This is a genomic window from Aquiflexum sp., from assembly GCF_977115555.1.
This window is the reverse complement of the sequence record NZ_CDSBKL010000059.1, coordinates 1-15,889: the sequence shown is the minus strand read 5'-3', so window position 1 is coordinate 15,889 and position 15,889 is coordinate 1. Positions and strand designations below refer to the sequence as shown.

Sequence of the window (15,889 nt, the reverse complement as noted above, 5' to 3'; positions counted from 1 at the left end):
GGTAGTACAAGCGGGTTTTTTGACCAGGCAGGTGATATCAGACTGGAAGGAAATTTGGAACTTCGTTTTCCTTTCAATAAATACCTCAAGGGAGCGCTTTTTGCAGATGCAGGTAACATTTGGTTGTTCAATGAAAACGAAGCACTTCCCGGAGGTAAATTCTCAAGAAAATGGATTGAGGAACTTGGGGTAGGTGCTGGTCTTGGTCTTAGAGTCGATATTAGTTTTTTTGTATTACGGTTTGATTTGGCAATTCCATTGCGTAAACCTTGGCTTCCCGAAGACGATAGGTGGTTGGATACTTTTTACCTATTTGATAGAGATTGGCGCCGTGAAAACATGGTACTCAATTTTGCAATAGGGTATCCGTTCTAAAATATGGATATATGCTTCGCGATATAGATTGATATATGCCTTTGGCGATATAATTTTTCTCACCATTTCACCTATCCCATTATTTTCAGCGTTTGTTTCTTGGGATTTATTTCAACTTTATTTCTATCTATTTCTACCTTATTTCAATTTAAATATCCTATTTCAATTATTTTCTATTAATATAATTTTTACCTCGTTATCGGCTGCGGGAATACTGCCATGCTTTCATGTCCATCTTCACCGACTGCCTGCACTGCAAAGAAAAAGTTGTCTTTTGAGTAAGGAATGGTGAGGGTGTTTTCTTCGGTATAAAATTTCTTTTCCCAAGTGGATGAATCTGTTTCACGCATCAGGACATAGTATCCTTTAGCTTTTCCTTTTGCAGGCGCTTCCCATCTTAGGGTGGAGGTGTTGCTGAGTTTTCTGACATCGATGCCGACTGTTTGAGGTTCGGAGGGTGCTGAAGCCATTGAATATAGAGATGCCAAATTGATACCGGTTACTTTTCTCATGTATTCAAAATCCACGAATTCCGGCAAATCACCATATTGGATGCCGTTTTCTACCCTGACATTTTCATGTTGATGGTAATAATTTTCGTTCATTTCGCAAACCCTGATGGCTGTAAATCCTTCTCTTGCAAACGGTGTGTGGTCTCCGCCTCTCAGGAATCGGTCGTTTCTATATACCAATTTCACTTCTAGCTGATCGACATACCTTTCTCCGACTTCTTTCATATAACGAGCAAGTTGACGGGACTTACTGTCATTTTCACCGTTGGTATACCTTCTGATGGCAGCCATTTGTTCGGTCTCGGCAGCAGGAACACCCTCGGAAAAGATTCTCACTCTTGTATTGTCATTGATATTTGTTTCAGAAGAATTGCTGTTGCCGATCATGTCATTGTTGAGCATGGCAACAAGATTCCAGTTTTCCTTTTTTGCTTTTTCTGCAAGGTAGGCAGCGCCTTTGAGACCTTGCTCTTCGCCTGATACGATCACAAAAATGATGGTAGAAGGGAATGAAGCTTTGGACATAATCCTAGTCAATTCGATCACAGCTGCTACTCCCGAACCGTCATCGTTGGCACCCGGCGCATCGATTTCTGTATTCATTACATCCAAAGCACGGCTGTCTACATGGGCAGAAATGATAAAAACCCGGTCATCATTCGGGTCAGTTCCTTTCAGGGTTGCCATGACATTGGCAAGTTGGCTGTCTTCTTTGATCCTTCTGCCATCGGCCGGAATGGTAAACCTGTCAATTGTAGCCGTCAAGCGCCCGTTGGATCCTGCTTCAAATGATTTGAAATGGTCTAAAATATATTGTTGGGAAGCTGAAATCCCTTCGTCAGAGTTGCTTGAACTCAAAGTGTGACGGGTCCTGAATCCGGAAAGATCCCTGACATATTTTTCAAGGTTGGTAGCTGATATTTCTTTGACCATGTTTTCGATTTCGGAGTTGCGGTGAACGATTTGTGTTTGCGCGGTAGCGAAATTGAAAATAAAATAAGCAGCTAGGAGGAGAATTCTTTTCATAATTGGTAATGCTCAAGGTGAATGGGTTAAATTTACCTGTAGATACATCAAATTTAAAACAGAATTACATGAACGAATTATTAGTGCCTCAGGAAGGTGAATATCAATCCTATTATACAGGATATGTCAACTGGGTAAAAGGGAAAGATATTCCCGTTTTGCTTTTGGATCAGGTAAGCGAAATCAAGAGATTTTATCTGGAAATGGGCGAGGAAAAAAGCCTTTTGGCTTATGAGCCCGGAAAATGGACTGCCAAAGAGGTTTTGGGCCATATTATAGATACGGACCGAATCATGACATTCAGGGCTTTGTGTTTTGCAAGAGGAGAAAAAGCTTCTCTTCCCGGTTTTGACCAAGATCAATATGTGGTCATTGCTGATTTTAACCAAATCCCGCTTTCGGTGTTGTTGGATGATTTCGAGTTATCAAGAAAGGCATTGGTGTCACTTTTGAACTACCTGCCTGAATCTTCCTATTCCAATACCGGAAATGCCAATGGTTTTCAGGTTTCGGTCCGTGCGCTCTTTCATATTATTGCAGGTCATGCCCAACATCACCTGAATGTTTTGAGACAGAAGTATGCCTGAGTTACTGCCTCGAGAGGAAGGGTAATAAAAATTTAACCTGATGAATTGGGTAAAAATGATTAAGTTTGTAGAATTTATCCAATAAAAAAAAATTAAAAACTATGCAAAGAACACGCGCACAAGAATCACGGGCAGCCATCGAAAAACTCTATATCACTATGAGACACCTGTTTATGAGGGGTTCTTACAAGCCGATGGGAGTTTCCGGTGAGTCGCTTGTTGATTCACTTTTGGTGTTGAGCCCCGAGATTTACGGGCTTTTGGGTGATGATGAAAAGATTGAACTGGATGGGTTATTGTACGTCATGGAGCGACTTCCGAGAGGAATCGAACAATGCCGATATATCAGGTTGATCAGTAGGGAAGGTTATGAGAATTCAACTTTTTCTGCGATCATTCCTGCCAAACGAAAAAGGAATTGCTACAGGGTAGATCAGGATCAGATGTATGTGGAAATGACCCGTGGCCGATCTGATATTTATGACATCTTGACCCACATTACTTTTCTTTATATTGAATCAGAAAAAATCAAATCCAACAGCACAGACCACAAAGGAAGAATAGACCTTAACTGGGAGATGCTGGAAAAAACCGTTGAAAAAGAAGTCAATGGGGAAGAATTTGACAGAGAGGTGGCTTGCTCTTACCTCAGTCATGTAATGGGAAGGACTTTCGATGAAACCCATGCGGCTGTACAAAAATTTGAAACATCCCCCCATACAAGCAGCCTTTTTTCCATAGTCTATCATTTGGGAAAACTCGCCATGGATGAAATCTTCAATGGGAGAGACAGGGAAATTTCTTTTTCTTCCACTTTGAGACAGCGGGTCGGACACCACGTTTACGGTGAACTTTGGGCCAATAACATTAAGTCTGTCTTGTATGAAGAAGGATTGATTGCGAGGCCAATCCACATCATCTCGGCCAATCTCCACAGTGTAACCAATACCATTTATAGTCATCAGGCATTGGGCTTAAATTCCTTTGAGGAAATCGAAAATATAGCGATGGACATCAGTACAGGTGCCAAAAACAACAAAGGAAAAGAAATCTGGAACTTTGCTTTGAAAAATGGACTAATTGAAGTCCATGATACATCCGGCACCAATATCAATGTTCAGGTCATCGACACCGCCAAAATGTCAAAAAACACCCTCATTCCTGGAGTCAAGATAGCAAGTGAAGACAAAAAGAAGCCTGTGATTTTGGTAATGGATTATGCTTTTGGTGAGCAGGCATATGAGTGCTTTGACGAATTGCTCAAACCTTACGACCATATCAACGGGAAATCGTACCCGCTTAATGTCCTCTCAGCCTCCATTATGGGTAAAGCAGGAATCCTTACAGGAAAAAAAGGGGACATCATGATTCCCACAAGCCATGTTTTTGAAGGAACTGCAGACAATTATCCTATTAAGAATGAACTCAAGAAGCAGGATTTTGAAGGTTTTGGATTGGGAGTATATGAAGGAACCATGTTTACGGTTTTGGGGACATCGCTCCAAAATAAAGATGTCTTAAGTTACCTAATGGAATCAAGCTGGCAGGCAATTGGCCTGGAAATGGAAGGTGCCCATTATCAAAAAGCCATCCAATCAGAAAGCAAGATCAGACAAAACATAGGCAAAAACGTCAAAGTTCTTTATGCTTATTATGCTTCTGACAATCCATTGGAAACAGGAAGTACCTTGGCATCGGGCGCATTGGGCATGGATGGTGTCCGGCCAACTTATCTGATTACATATAAAATTTTGGAAAAATTATTTTTATAAAATATTAATTTTATTTTATTGTGTATTTCTATAAAAAACAGAATTTTCGTTTTAATATTTGAATGAATTCTGTTTTTTTATTTTGAATTTATCTTTAAAATACCCACGTGCTCTAAATCATGGTTTAATATGATTTTTATCATGTTTTTATGCGATGTATATCCTCAATTTAGTATCCACAAACAAACACAACTGATTATGAAAAACAGAATTAAAAAAGTATTTCCGATAATATTATTTATCCTGATATCAACACTGCCGGTTCTTAAGGCTCAAACAAAATACACACTCTCACCATCACCTGAATTGAAAATAGACGGAGGATCCACCTTGCACGATTGGACGATGACAACCAATACCGCCAAAGGAGAAGCAATCATGGTAGTGGAAGGCAACCAGCTTAAAAGTATTCAAAGCGCTATTGTTTCAGCACAGGCGGAAAGCCTTAAAAGTGGGACCAAAGGACTTGACAACAATGCTTACAAAGCACTTGACACAAGTAAGAACAAGGAGATCCGGTTTACTTTAAAGGAAATCACAGGTACCGGAAGTAGTTTTCAGGCAAAAGGTGATTTTACAATTGCCGGTGTTACAAAACCAGCATCTTTCCCTGTCAAAGTTACACAAAGTGGAAACAAATTCACTTTTGAGGGAAGCTTTAATACCAAACTGACTAATTTCTCGATTGATCCTCCTACTGCCCTTTTAGGAACTGTAAAAACAAAAGACGAAGTCAAAATATCATTTAAAACAACATTTCAACCAATCAATTAAAACCTTTAAATCATGAAAAAGTATTTTATTGCTGCGATTGCTTTTGTGGGGTTATCCTTATCCACATTTGCCCAAGGACTACAAAGAGACTTACAATTCTGGAGACCTTATGACCAAAGAGGTATCAATGTTTTCGAAACCGGAAAAGCCGATACTGTAGACTATGAAGGAATGAAAGTCAGAATCGGTGGCCATTTTACACAACAATGGCAAAACCTAAGCCATTCAAACACTGCAGATCCTGTATTGAATGCTAACAATGTAAACCTTAACCAATTGATAGACATAGGAGCGGGTACTAACCTTGCTACTGCTAACCTCAATGTTGACGTAGCGTTAGCTGATGGTTTGAGATTAAACCTGATTCTTTACTTGTCTTCAAGACACCACTCAGAAACTTGGGTTAAAGGTGGTTATTTACAAGTTGACAAACTGTCTTTCTTAAACATAGGAAATACAGACTGGTTTGACAAGTACCTGACATTGAGAGTGGGTCACATGCAGATCAACTATGGTGATGCCCAATTCAGAAGAACTGATAACGGTAATGCCATGTACAACCCATTCATTGGCAACTATATCATGGATGCCTTTACCACAGAAGTCGGTGGAGAGTTATTCTTCCAGTCTAATGGTTTCCTTGCCTTAGCAGGTGTGACAGGTGGGGAAATCCAAGGTGGTGTGACTAGACCTGACGATAGAAAACCATCCTTTATCGGTAAGGTAGGGTATGACAAGCAACTTTCTGATGATCTGAGATTAAGGTTGACAGGATCGATCTATACTACCTCAGGTTCTGCAAGAAATACACTTTGGGGTGGTGACCGTGCAGGCTCCAGATATTACTTAGTAATGGAAAACACCTTGGCTTCCACTTCTGCCAATTTCACCTCAGGACGTATCAACCCAGGTCAAACAAATAACATCACAGCCATGGTATTCAACCCATTTGTCAAATTCAAAGGTTTGGAGTTCTTCGGTAACATTGAGCAATCTAAAGGAAGGGCTGCAAATGAAACTGTAGATAGAACATGGAATCAACTTGGTTTGGACTTGGTTTATAGATTTGGAAGAAATGAAAAATACTATGTAGCCGGAAGATATAACGAAGTAAATGGTCCTTTGGCAGGTTCAGGATTGGATGTCAGCCTTGACAGGATTCAAATTGGAGGTGGCTGGTTTGTCACCAAAAATGTCCTAGCCAAATTGGAATATGTACAGCAAAATTACAGTAACTTTGCTTCTACAGATATCAGAAATGGTGGTAAATTCAATGGCCTCATGATTGAAGGCGTAATTGGATTCTAATTTTAAAAAAGTATGATGCGTATCCTTCTAGTTCTGATTTTGATTCTTTTGAATCCCGAAGTAAAAGAGAGAGAGGTAATTGTTACCAAAAAGATGATCACAGTAAGTGGTCAGACCTCGATCGGCGGATTCAATTGCGATTACTCAAAAACAGGATTGAAGGATACGCTTTTTATTGACTTTGAAGGGCCGGCAAAGGAAATGGTTTTTGACATCCCCGTCCGAGATTTTTCTTGCGGAAATTTTTTAATCAACAAAGACTTTAGAAATACGGTCAAAGCAGATAAACATCCGACGGCAAAAGTTAAAGTGCATAATATCAAGTCTAATTACGGATATTATACCTGTGATCTTTCAGTTACTTTGGTGGGCAAAAAACTTGAATTCCCATCTTTGGAGTTGAAAAGAGTGCCTGAAGGTCTCCATGCCAATTTGATTCTGAGTTTTGATGACCTCGAGTTGGAAGCGCCAAAAAAAATGGGAGGATTGATCAAAGTGGAAGAAAGATTGACCTTGGATTTTACCCTTGGATTTTAGAAGCGAGGTTAGGCCGCTTACTTTTTCAGCCATATCTTATAATCCCAAAACTTGCTTTTCAAGATATTTATAAAGCTTAAGCTACAAAAAGGCCTGTCTTTGTTTATGATTTTGAAGGTTGGGTTCAGCGCTTTTTGGATTTCAAATAATGCTCAAACGGATTTTTTTGATGCAATATCCACTTTTGGTGATCAAATGGAAAGCAGGCTTTTTAGCGCCAAATCCACTTTCTCAAAATCAAATTTTCTGACAGCTTTATCCATTTTTGCTTCGATTTCATGCGTGCAAAGATTGCCGATACTTCCTTCATGGGTATGGGCAACTTTGTTTTGAACAGGATGAAAATCCCCATTTTCAATATCCATTCCTACTTTCTTATACGCATCTCGGAAAGGCATGCCTTTCAAAACCAAATCGTTGACTACTTCCACACTAAAGGCATGCTTGTAAAAAGGGTCAGAAAGGATGTTCTCCTTTACTTTGATTTCTTTGAGCATAAATGTACTCATTCTTATACAATCCATTAAGGTACCGACACCCGGGAAAATTGCTTCTTTAAGCAACTGTAAGTCTCTATGGTATCCAGTTGTGGTATTGGTCAGCATCAGGGAGATGGTGTTTGGAATGCCTTGAAGCTGATTTGTTTTTGCCCGGATCAATTCGAAAACATCCGGGTTCTTTTTATGAGGCATGATGCTGCTTCCAGTAGTCAGATTATCCGGGAAGGTTATGAATCCAAAGTGTTGGTTCATGAATATGCAGACATCTGCCGCCAATCTGTTCAATGTTCCCGATAGTCCTGCTATCGCAAATGCTATCGTCTTTTCAGTTTTTCCACGGCTGTTTTGGGCGTTGATGACATTGTGGTGAAGATCCTCAAAACCCAACAACTCAGTCGTCAAAGTTCTGTCCAAAGGAAATGAAGAACCATAACCGGCCGCTGAACCGAGCGGGTTTTTATTGGAAAGGCGATAGGCTACCTGCAGTAGATCCAAATCTTCGGTGAGTCCTTCGGCAAAAGAACCAAACCACAAACCGAAAGAGGACGGCATTGCCAATTGGGTATGGGTATATCCCGGCATCAGGTCATTTTTATGTTTTTCCGAAAGTTGGATCAATAAGGCAAAGAGTTCCTCGGTGGCTTCAACGATTTCCCTGATGGCTGCCCTGTAATACAACTTCAGATCCACTAGGACCTGATCATTGCGGGAGCGTCCGCTATGCAGTTTTTTTCCAACTTCCCCAAAACGGTGCGTCAATAAAAATTCCACTTGCGAGTGGACATCTTCTACCCCTTCTTCGATTTTGAATAGACCTTTTTCTATTTCCAGGTATATTTCTTTCAAACCGGTTTTGAGCAGATCCAGGTCCTCAGGTTTCAAGAGACCGATTTTTTCCAACATGATGGCATGCGCCATGGAACCCAATACATCAAATGGCGCCAATAATGCATCAAATTCAGGATCTCTGCCGATGGTGAATTTTTCAACTTCAATTTTTGAGCCTGTATTTTTTTGCCAGAGTTTCATGGTTGGTAATTGAGTTAATGGTTAATCAGTAAAATGGTTATTGGTTAATTAAATTAGGTTTTTCCGGAAGAATTTGTCCACAGACCATAGTCGATGGCCCACAGCTGCTAATTTGGATATTCAAAGCTTATTTTAATTGGCTTTTAAGGACGAAATGGCAAATACATTTTCATTAAACTTGGTCAGGTTTGTAAGAAGTATTTTTCAAGTAAAGCAATGTACCCTTGGATGCCTTCTTGGATTTCTTTTAAATAAATGAATTCGTCTGCGGTATGTGATCGCGCTGAGTCCCCAGGTCCGATTTTGACTGAGGGGAATGGAATCAAAGCTTGGTCCGAAAGAGTAGGACTGCCATAAGTTTCCAAACCCAAGATTTTCCCTACTTTCAATATTTTATGTTCTTCCGGTACTTTTGAGGAATTTAACCGGAGCGATCGGGGAGTCAATTCAGCTTTAAGGATATCTCTCAATTCAGCAAATGCCTCTTCCAAAGTATAGCTGTCAGTGACTCTGACGTCAAGGGTATAGGTACAGGTATCTGGGACAACATTATGCTGGGAACCTGCTTGAATGATCGTAGCTGAAGCCTTGGTTTTTCCGAGATAAGGAGATTCTCTTTTGAATTGGTATTCCCGTAATTTATTCAAATCATCCAGAGCTTTGTATATCGCATTTTCACCTTCTTCTCTTGCAGCATGTCCTGCTTTTCCTTTTACGGTAGCATCGATGACAAGCAATCCTTTTTCTGCTACTGCCATCTGCATCAATGTAGGTTCACCGATGATGGCAAGTTCCAAATCCGGTAGTTCATTTAATATGCTTTCGATACCGTTTTTTCCTGATATTTCTTCCTCAGCAGTAGCCGCCAAAATCAGGTTATAGGGAATGTTTTTTTCGTAGAAATGACAAAAAGCCCCAATCAAACTTACCAGGCAGCCGCCAGCATCATTACTTCCCAAACCGTAAAGTTTACCTTCATCCTTGACAGCTTTAAATGGGTCTTTGGTATAACCTGCATTCGGCTTGACTGTGTCGTGGTGTGAATTTAGGAGAACAGTAGGTTTGTTAGGGTCAAAATATTTATTTAATCCCCAGATGTTATTTCCTTTCCTATGGGTTTTGATGTTTCTTTTTTCAAAAAATCCTGCTATGATATCTCCTGTTTTTTCCTCTTCCCTGCTCAAAGAAGGTGTCTCTATCAAGAAAACCAACAAGGAGACAGCATCTTCAAGAAGGGAATTGATCTGGGGATTGGAGTTACTCATCTTTCAATTTAAAATTTAAAAGACCATAAGTCAGTATAAGTCGTAGCGGTGTTTTTCGATGGTGGTACCCGAAAGTTTTCCTTTTGCAGCCAAAAGGAGATTTTCTGCTTTTCCGATCCATACAAAGTTGACGCCTTTGTTCAAAGCCGCAAAAGCATTGTCCAATTTTGGGATCATACCGGAGTGGATGACGTTTTCTTTTTTGAGCTCCGCGTAGATTTCCTCATTGATCATGGGGATGATAGAGTTGTCATTGTGTTCATCTATCAGTACACCCGATTTATTGAAGCAATAATAGAGATTGACTTTATGGTTTTTGGAGAGGTTGGTGGCAAGCTCTGAAGCGATGCTGTCGGCGTTTGTGTTGAGTAATTGGCCTTTCTTGTCATGGGTAATGGCGCAAACCACCGGAATGATATCCTTGTCCAGGAGCATTTGGATCAGGTCTACATTTACATCTTTAATGTCTCCCACAAATCCATAATCGATGGTTTTCACAGGTCTTTTTTCCGATCTTATGAGGTTTCCGTCAGCACCTGTCATGCCAATGGCGTTTTGTTTGAGCCCTTGGAGTTTTGCCACAACTTGTTTGTTGATCAGACCTGCATAGACCATGGTCACTACATCAAGCGTCTCTTTGTCAGTAATCCGTCTTCCGTCTACCATTTCGGGCATGACGCCAAGGCTTTCACCAAATTTGGTGGCCATAATTCCTCCTCCATGAACAAGGATTTTCTTTCCCGGAAATTTGGAAAAAAGGAAGAGAAACTCTTCCAACTTTGCCGGAAAGTCAATGACATTTCCTCCGATTTTGATGATGCTGATATTCATGATTTAATTTAATAGGTTTGATCTTTATGTGTTGCTCCCCTATATAGGAAGCCAAAATTACTTCTGATCCAAAATATGGCTGATTACAGACTGTGCTGCGAAAATTCTATTGTTGGCCTGCTGCATGACAAGGCTTCTACGTCCGTCTAATATTTCATCAGATAATTCCAGGTTTCTCCTCACTGGAAGACAATGCATGACTTTGGCATTTTTAGCATGTTTCAAATGCTTTTCAGTCAACATCCAAGAACTGTCGGTATTCAGGATTTTTCCATAATCATTAAATGCTGACCAGTTTTTGACATAAACAAAATCTGCACCTTCTAAAGCCTCTTTTTGATCCAAGACGATATTTGCTCCTTGGGTAAACTTTTCGTCCAATTCATAGCCAAAGGGATGGGTAATAGTCAGCTCATGTCCACATCCAATTGCCCATTCTGAGAATGAATTTGCGACTGCATGGGGAATGGCTTTGATATGTGGAGCCCAGGTCAAGACCACTTTTTGCTTTTTGTTAGAATCTCGGTTTTCTTGGATAGTAATCATATCCGCCAGGCTTTGAAGTGGATGCCTGATGGCGGATTCAAGGCTGATAACCGGCTTGCCGGAATATTTGATGAATTGGTTGAAAACAAAATCTTCCAAATCTTCTTGCTTGTTGGTCAAGGTAGGAAATGCCCTGATCGCAAGGATGTCAAAGTATGAACCCAATACACCTGCTGCATCCCTGATATGTTCCACTGTGCCCTTGTTCATGGTGACGCCTTCCCGCATTTCCAATGCCCATCCTTCTTTGTCCATGTTCATGACTATGGCTTCCATCCCAAGTTGCTGTGCCGCGATCTGCGTACTTGCCCTAGTTCGGAGCGAGGGATTCAAAAAAATGCATCCTATTCTTTTTCTTTGACCTTTTGCCTGATCGATCCAAGGATCACTTTTATAATGAAGTGCCTTTTGGATCAATTTTTCTGCGGTGGCTTTATCGTCAAATTTGGTGAAGTGCATCATTTTGTTCAGTTTCAGCCCAAAATCAATGAATGAAAAGGGACTTTTATTTGAAATTAATTCAAAATTTTCTTTAGACTTTCAATAAACGAAGATAGCTCATTCATTCCAATATTTAAAGGTGGGAGCAAACGAATGGTCTGTTTTCCTGCTGAACTGCCTGTGAATATTTTGTATTTGCTTACCAATTCAGAACGAACGGGAGCTGCATCTCTATCGAGGTCCATGCCGATCATCAATCCCTTTCCTCTGACTTCAGTGACACCCTGGATTTTATTCAGATCAGAGATCAGGTATTCTCCCATTTTCTCAGCGTGCGGCATAAGATTTTCGGATTCAATCACCTCGAGTACAGCCAATCCAGCAGCACAAGCCAAATGGTTTCCACCAAAGGTAGTGCCCAAAAGTCCATATGATGCTTTGAAATCAGGATGGATAAGTACTCCTCCGATAGGAAACCCATTTCCCATTCCTTTGGCCATTGTAATCAGGTCAGGAACCAAGCCCTCAACCCATTGGTGGGCAAAGAATTTTCCTGTTCGGCCATAACCGGATTGCACTTCGTCAAGGATCAGTTTTGCACCATAAGTTTTTGCCAATCTTGAAACCTCCAATAAAAATTTAGGGGAAGGAACATGGATGCCGCCGACACCCTGAATGCCTTCTATGATGATTCCTGCAATGTTTCCGGCTTTCAACTGGTTTTCTACCGCTTCAATATTTTCCCAAGGAAGGATAAATACATCAGCCCTTTGGTTGAAAGGAGCTACTATTTTTGGATTGTCTGTCAAAACAACGGCACCGGAGGTCCTGCCGTGGAAGGCGCCCGAAAAAGAAATGAATCCTGATTTTCCTGTTGCGAAAGAGGCTAATTTCAGTGCATTTTCGTTGGCTTCAGCTCCAGAGTTGCAAAGGAATAAATTGAAGTCAGGATATCCTGACATTTCCCCTAATTTCTTGGCTAACTGTTGTTGGATAGGAATATGAACAGAGTTGGAATAGAAAGTAATTTGGTCCAATTGCTCCTTTAATCTCTGGTTGAAATGAGGATGGCTGTGCCCGATGGAAATGACCGCATGGCCGCCATACAAGTCTGTATATTCATCTCCTTTTTCATCCCAAAGTTTTGCCCCAAGCGCTTTTACGGGGGTGACATTGATCAAAGGATATACGTCAAATAGGTTCATGGTCGATAGGTTAGAAAGCGATACTTTTTAAATGCAGCCCGGTAGTTTCTTCCAATCCAAATGCTATGTTGAAATTTTGGACTGCTTGGCCGGATGCACCTTTAAGAAGGTTGTCGATGGCAGAATAGATGACCAATTGGCCCTTTTCTTTTTTGAGATGGATGATGCATTTGTTGGTGTTGACTGCCTGCTTCATGTCGATATCCTGATCAGATACATGTGTAAACGGTGCATCATAGTAGAAATTCTGATATACTTTTTCGGCTTCTTCCAATTTTCCATCGAAAGGGAAATAAGCGGTGATCCAAATCCCCCGTGTGAAATTTCCGCGGTAAGGGACAAAAAGCAATTCCTGATTGAATTCGGTATTCAACTGACCAAAAGTTTGTTTGATTTCTTTCAGGTGCTGGTGGGTAAATAATTTATACACAGACATATTGCCTGTTCGGTAGCTGAAATGACTTGTATCTGCTAATTTCTTACCGGCACCGGTACTTCCTGTAATCCCCGATATCTGCACAGTATTTTTAATCCAACCTTTCGCAACCGCAGGTGCTAAAGCCAATTGGATCCCTGTCGCAAAGCAACCGGGATTGGCTATTTTTTTGGCAGTTTTGATTTTTCCATTATTGACTTCAGGTAAGCCATAGACAAATCCATTAGTCTCATCCCTGAAATCTGTACTCAGGTCAATGATGACTGTATCTGAAGAAAACGAATGACTTTCTAAAAATCCTTTGGTTTCCCCATGAGGAAGGCCCAAGAAAACAGCTTCAATACCTTCTATTTCCGCTTTGTCTGTAAAAACCAGCTCCGTATCTCCGATTAGGTCTGGATGGACTTCGATTACTTTCTTGCCTGTTTGGCTGTTGCTGTGTACATACACCAAGTCGCAGGCAGGATGGTGAACCAAGAGACGAAGCAATTCCCCTCCGGTATATCCTGCTGCCCCGATGATGGCTGTTTTAATTTTCTTCATGGTGATTCACTTGGTGAAAGATAGCGGTTTGGTTTCCAAGGATTCTTGTAAATCCTTTGACATCCTCTCCGGTATATCCTTTGTTCATTTCTCCATAGCTGCCAAACTTGGAAGCCATCAGGTCATGGGACGATTCAATCCCTACTAGTTGGAATCGATAAGGGAAAAGAATGACTTTCACTGTACCTGACACAAATTCTTGGGTACTTTCCAAAAACGCCTCCATATTTCTCATGACAGGATCAAGGTAATGGCCTTCATGTAAATGATTCCCATAGAATTCTGAAAGTTGATTTTTCCAGAATGTTTGCCATTTGGTCAATGTATGCTTTTCCAATAACTGATGGCCTTTGATGATGATCAAAGGAGCTGCAGCTTCAAAGCCGACTCTTCCCTTGATGCCGATGATGGTATCGCCCACATGTATGTCCCTTCCGATGCCATACGGTGCTGCAAGTTCTTGAACCTTCAAGATGGCTTCCACAGGATTTTGAAACCTGATACCATTGACTGCATTGATTTCTCCTTTTTCAAAACCTATAGTCAGTTCTTCAGCTCCTGTTTTGTTGACTTGTGTCGGCCAGGCTTCTTCGGGCAAAGTTTGGTTGGAACTCAGGGTTTCTTTGCCGCCGACAGAAGTTCCCCAGATTCCTTTGTTGATCGAGTATTTTGCTTTCTCAAAATTCATAGTAACTCCATGCTTTTTGAGGTAGTCTATTTCTTGCTCTCTGCTGAGTTTGAGGTCGCGGATGGGGGTGATGATTTCAATGTCAGGGACAATGGTTTGGAAGATCATATCAAAACGCACTTGGTCATTTCCCGCTCCTGTGCTGCCATGTGCAACTGATTTTGCTCCGATTTTTTTTGCATATTCAGCAAGGGTCTTGGCCTGAAGGATTCTTTCTGCACTGACTGATAGGGGATAAGTGGCGTTTTTAAGGACATTTCCAAAAACAAGAAATTTCAAAACCTCTTGGTAATAGGTTTTGGTTACATCCAAAGCTGTGAAGGAAGCTACCCCAAGTCCATTTGCACGGGTTTCAATTTCCAGGAGTTCTGAATCTGAAAATCCACCTGTATTGATCAATACAGCATGTACTTCATATCCTAGGTCCTTGGATAAGTGAAGGGCACAAAAAGTGGTGTCCAATCCTCCACTATACGCTAATACTATTTTTTTCATTATGAATATCTTTTTTAAGCCGACAAATCCGACTTTAGGTTTAAAATATACTTAAGGTTTTGTCTTTGGTTTTTTTGATATTGAGCATGACGTATTTTTTCAATCTTGTCCACCTTTCAAACAATTTTATATTTTTCTTGAAATCCGTCCTTAAAGCCACTTCTTCTACCTTTGCTTTTTTGGATGGGTCATAGAGCATGGCTGTGCAAAGGCAGTTTTGTCTGTTTTTGCTTTTGAGGATTTCCACATTGACACAGCTGTTGCAACCTTTCCAAAATTCCTCGTCGTCGGTGAGGTCGGAGTAAGAAACTGGTATGTAGCCTAAGCTAGAATTGATCTTCATGACAGCAGCGCCAGTGGTCAGGCCAAAGATTTTAGAATCCGGAAACTTGGCACGGCTGAGTTTGAATATTTCATTTTTGATCAATGTGGCCAAGCCATATTTTCTGAATTGGGGAGCAACGATCAAGCCCGAGTTGGCGACAAATTTACCATGTCCCCAAGCTTCAATATAGCAAAAACCTGCCCAAGTACCTTCCTTGGTCAATGCAATGACCGCTTTGCCTTCCTGCATTTTGGTTTTGATGTATTCAGGAGAACGCTTTGCAATGCCTGTCCCCCGTGCCTTGGCCGATTCTTCCATTTCGGTGGTAATGGTCTCAGCAAAGACAATGTCCTTTTCTGTGGCAGGTCTTATAATAAATGAAGGAATGTTTTCCATTTTGTCCAATTGGGAATAAATGAATGGTTATAAATCTCTTTCGAGCTTTTGAATGTAATGACAGATTGAGCGTGCTATTGTAGGTCGTCCACGTAGGACACCAAAAATTAGGTCAGGGATGTCACCCTGAAGCTGTTCCTAAACCTCCTCAATGGAGTAAAAAATGGCATAGCAACACCTGACAAGAAGAAAGTCTTTGTCTCTGAAAGGTTAAATGCTATGAAATTTAGGTTTGACATGCTTTTTGAAAACGTGTGCAAATGTGAAAAGGTTTGAAACAAGATGCAAGTAATAATTT

General features: G+C 40.8%; 16 protein-coding genes. 6 read left to right on the top strand and 10 right to left on the bottom strand.

Annotation, left to right across the window (positions count from 1 at the left end; genetic code table 11):
- Positions 1–375, top strand: a 375-nt coding sequence (locus ACZFYI_RS05860; protein WP_462523186.1) for a BamA/TamA family outer membrane protein, incomplete at its 5' end; no start/stop codon positions are given.
- 188 nt (positions 376–563) lie between these two features.
- Here ACZFYI_RS05860 and ACZFYI_RS05855 read toward each other — a convergent pair.
- On the bottom strand, positions 564–1,913 hold the full coding sequence (locus tag ACZFYI_RS05855) for a M28 family metallopeptidase (protein WP_462523185.1): 1,350 nt from the start codon (positions 1,911–1,913) through the stop codon (positions 564–566).
- Between the two features lie 68 nt (positions 1,914–1,981).
- Between ACZFYI_RS05855 and ACZFYI_RS05850 the strand changes: the two genes are divergently transcribed.
- The 5 genes from ACZFYI_RS05850 to ACZFYI_RS05830 all read left to right on the top strand — a co-directional run bounded on the left by ACZFYI_RS05850 (position 1,982) and on the right by ACZFYI_RS05830 (position 6,891).
- Positions 1,982–2,500: a DinB family protein gene (locus tag ACZFYI_RS05850; RefSeq protein WP_462523184.1), complete on the top strand. Its 519-nt coding sequence runs from the start codon at positions 1,982–1,984 to the stop codon at positions 2,498–2,500.
- A 101-nt stretch (positions 2,501–2,601) separates the two neighbouring features.
- Positions 2,602–4,272, top strand: a complete 1,671-nt coding sequence (locus ACZFYI_RS05845) for a DUF6909 family protein (protein WP_462523183.1) — start codon at positions 2,602–2,604, stop codon at positions 4,270–4,272.
- Positions 4,273–4,470: 198 nt separating this feature from the next.
- Positions 4,471–5,046: a YceI family protein gene (locus tag ACZFYI_RS05840; RefSeq protein WP_462523182.1), complete on the top strand. Its 576-nt coding sequence runs from the start codon at positions 4,471–4,473 to the stop codon at positions 5,044–5,046.
- A 12-nt stretch (positions 5,047–5,058) separates the two neighbouring features.
- Positions 5,059–6,354 carry a hypothetical protein gene (locus ACZFYI_RS05835; protein WP_462523181.1) on the top strand — a complete coding sequence of 432 codons (1,296 nt, stop codon included), beginning with the start codon at positions 5,059–5,061 and terminating at the stop codon, positions 6,352–6,354.
- A gap of 12 nt (positions 6,355–6,366) precedes the next feature.
- Complete coding sequence (locus ACZFYI_RS05830) at positions 6,367–6,891, top strand: hypothetical protein (RefSeq protein ID WP_462523180.1); 525 nt, start codon at positions 6,367–6,369, stop codon at positions 6,889–6,891.
- A gap of 191 nt (positions 6,892–7,082) precedes the next feature.
- Here ACZFYI_RS05830 and argH read toward each other — a convergent pair whose 3' ends face one another.
- The 9 genes from argH to ACZFYI_RS05785 all read right to left on the bottom strand — a co-directional run bounded on the left by argH (position 7,083) and on the right by ACZFYI_RS05785 (position 15,830).
- The gene (gene argH / locus ACZFYI_RS05825) at positions 7,083–8,420 is read right to left on the bottom strand and encodes an argininosuccinate lyase (protein WP_462523179.1); all 1,338 of its coding nucleotides are present in this window, start codon (positions 8,418–8,420) and stop codon (positions 7,083–7,085) included.
- Positions 8,421–8,602: 182 nt separating this feature from the next.
- A complete protein-coding gene (locus ACZFYI_RS05820) occupies positions 8,603–9,685 on the bottom strand; it encodes a M20 family metallo-hydrolase (protein ID WP_462523178.1) in 1,083 nt (360 codons plus the stop codon).
- 30 nt (positions 9,686–9,715) lie between these two features.
- The gene (gene argB / locus ACZFYI_RS05815) at positions 9,716–10,516 is read right to left on the bottom strand and encodes an acetylglutamate kinase (protein ID WP_462523177.1); all 801 of its coding nucleotides are present in this window, start codon (positions 10,514–10,516) and stop codon (positions 9,716–9,718) included.
- 57 nt (positions 10,517–10,573) lie between these two features.
- Positions 10,574–11,524 carry a Rossmann-fold NAD(P)-binding domain-containing protein gene (locus ACZFYI_RS05810; RefSeq protein ID WP_462523176.1) on the bottom strand — a complete coding sequence of 317 codons (951 nt, stop codon included), beginning with the start codon at positions 11,522–11,524 and terminating at the stop codon, positions 10,574–10,576.
- A gap of 53 nt (positions 11,525–11,577) precedes the next feature.
- The gene (locus ACZFYI_RS05805; protein ID WP_462523175.1) at positions 11,578–12,708 is read right to left on the bottom strand and encodes an aspartate aminotransferase family protein; all 1,131 of its coding nucleotides are present in this window, start codon (positions 12,706–12,708) and stop codon (positions 11,578–11,580) included.
- Between the two features lie 10 nt (positions 12,709–12,718).
- Positions 12,719–13,687, bottom strand: a complete 969-nt coding sequence (gene argC, locus ACZFYI_RS05800; protein WP_462523174.1) for an N-acetyl-gamma-glutamyl-phosphate reductase — start codon at positions 13,685–13,687, stop codon at positions 12,719–12,721.
- Positions 13,674–14,870 (bottom strand): argininosuccinate synthase, encoded by a 1,197-nt coding sequence (locus tag ACZFYI_RS05795; RefSeq protein WP_462523173.1) that lies wholly within the window; start codon positions 14,868–14,870, stop codon positions 13,674–13,676. Before ACZFYI_RS05795 ends, argC begins: the two co-directional genes overlap by 14 nt.
- Before the next feature lie 40 nt (positions 14,871–14,910).
- Positions 14,911–15,591: a GNAT family N-acetyltransferase gene (locus ACZFYI_RS05790; RefSeq protein WP_462523172.1), complete on the bottom strand. Its 681-nt coding sequence runs from the start codon at positions 15,589–15,591 to the stop codon at positions 14,911–14,913.
- Positions 15,592–15,698: 107 nt separating this feature from the next.
- Positions 15,699–15,830 (bottom strand): hypothetical protein, encoded by a 132-nt coding sequence (locus tag ACZFYI_RS05785; protein WP_462523171.1) that lies wholly within the window; start codon positions 15,828–15,830, stop codon positions 15,699–15,701.
- Positions 15,831–15,889: the final 59 nt, after the last annotated feature.

Excerpts from the sequence above, each read along its gene's own strand:
- ACZFYI_RS05855 (WP_462523185.1), bottom strand. The coding sequence starts at position 1,913 with ATGAAAAGAATTCTCCTCCTAGCTGCTTATTTTATTTTCAATTTCGCT.
- ACZFYI_RS05850 (WP_462523184.1), top strand. The coding sequence starts at position 1,982 with ATGAACGAATTATTAGTGCCTCAGGAAGGTGAATATCAATCCTATTAT.
- ACZFYI_RS05845 (WP_462523183.1), top strand. The coding sequence starts at position 2,602 with ATGCAAAGAACACGCGCACAAGAATCACGGGCAGCCATCGAAAAACTC.
- ACZFYI_RS05840 (WP_462523182.1), top strand. The coding sequence starts at position 4,471 with ATGAAAAACAGAATTAAAAAAGTATTTCCGATAATATTATTTATCCTG.
- ACZFYI_RS05835 (WP_462523181.1), top strand. The coding sequence starts at position 5,059 with ATGAAAAAGTATTTTATTGCTGCGATTGCTTTTGTGGGGTTATCCTTA.
- ACZFYI_RS05830 (WP_462523180.1), top strand. The coding sequence starts at position 6,367 with ATGATGCGTATCCTTCTAGTTCTGATTTTGATTCTTTTGAATCCCGAA.
- argH (WP_462523179.1), bottom strand. The coding sequence starts at position 8,420 with ATGAAACTCTGGCAAAAAAATACAGGCTCAAAAATTGAAGTTGAAAAA.
- ACZFYI_RS05820 (WP_462523178.1), bottom strand. The coding sequence starts at position 9,685 with ATGAGTAACTCCAATCCCCAGATCAATTCCCTTCTTGAAGATGCTGTC.
- argB (WP_462523177.1), bottom strand. The coding sequence starts at position 10,516 with ATGAATATCAGCATCATCAAAATCGGAGGAAATGTCATTGACTTTCCG.
- ACZFYI_RS05810 (WP_462523176.1), bottom strand. The coding sequence starts at position 11,524 with ATGATGCACTTCACCAAATTTGACGATAAAGCCACCGCAGAAAAATTG.
- ACZFYI_RS05805 (WP_462523175.1), bottom strand. The coding sequence starts at position 12,708 with ATGAACCTATTTGACGTATATCCTTTGATCAATGTCACCCCCGTAAAA.
- argC (WP_462523174.1), bottom strand. The coding sequence starts at position 13,687 with ATGAAGAAAATTAAAACAGCCATCATCGGGGCAGCAGGATATACCGGA.
- ACZFYI_RS05795 (WP_462523173.1), bottom strand. The coding sequence starts at position 14,870 with ATGAAAAAAATAGTATTAGCGTATAGTGGAGGATTGGACACCACTTTT.
- ACZFYI_RS05790 (WP_462523172.1), bottom strand. The coding sequence starts at position 15,591 with ATGGAAAACATTCCTTCATTTATTATAAGACCTGCCACAGAAAAGGAC.
- ACZFYI_RS05785 (WP_462523171.1), bottom strand. The coding sequence starts at position 15,830 with ATGTCAAACCTAAATTTCATAGCATTTAACCTTTCAGAGACAAAGACT.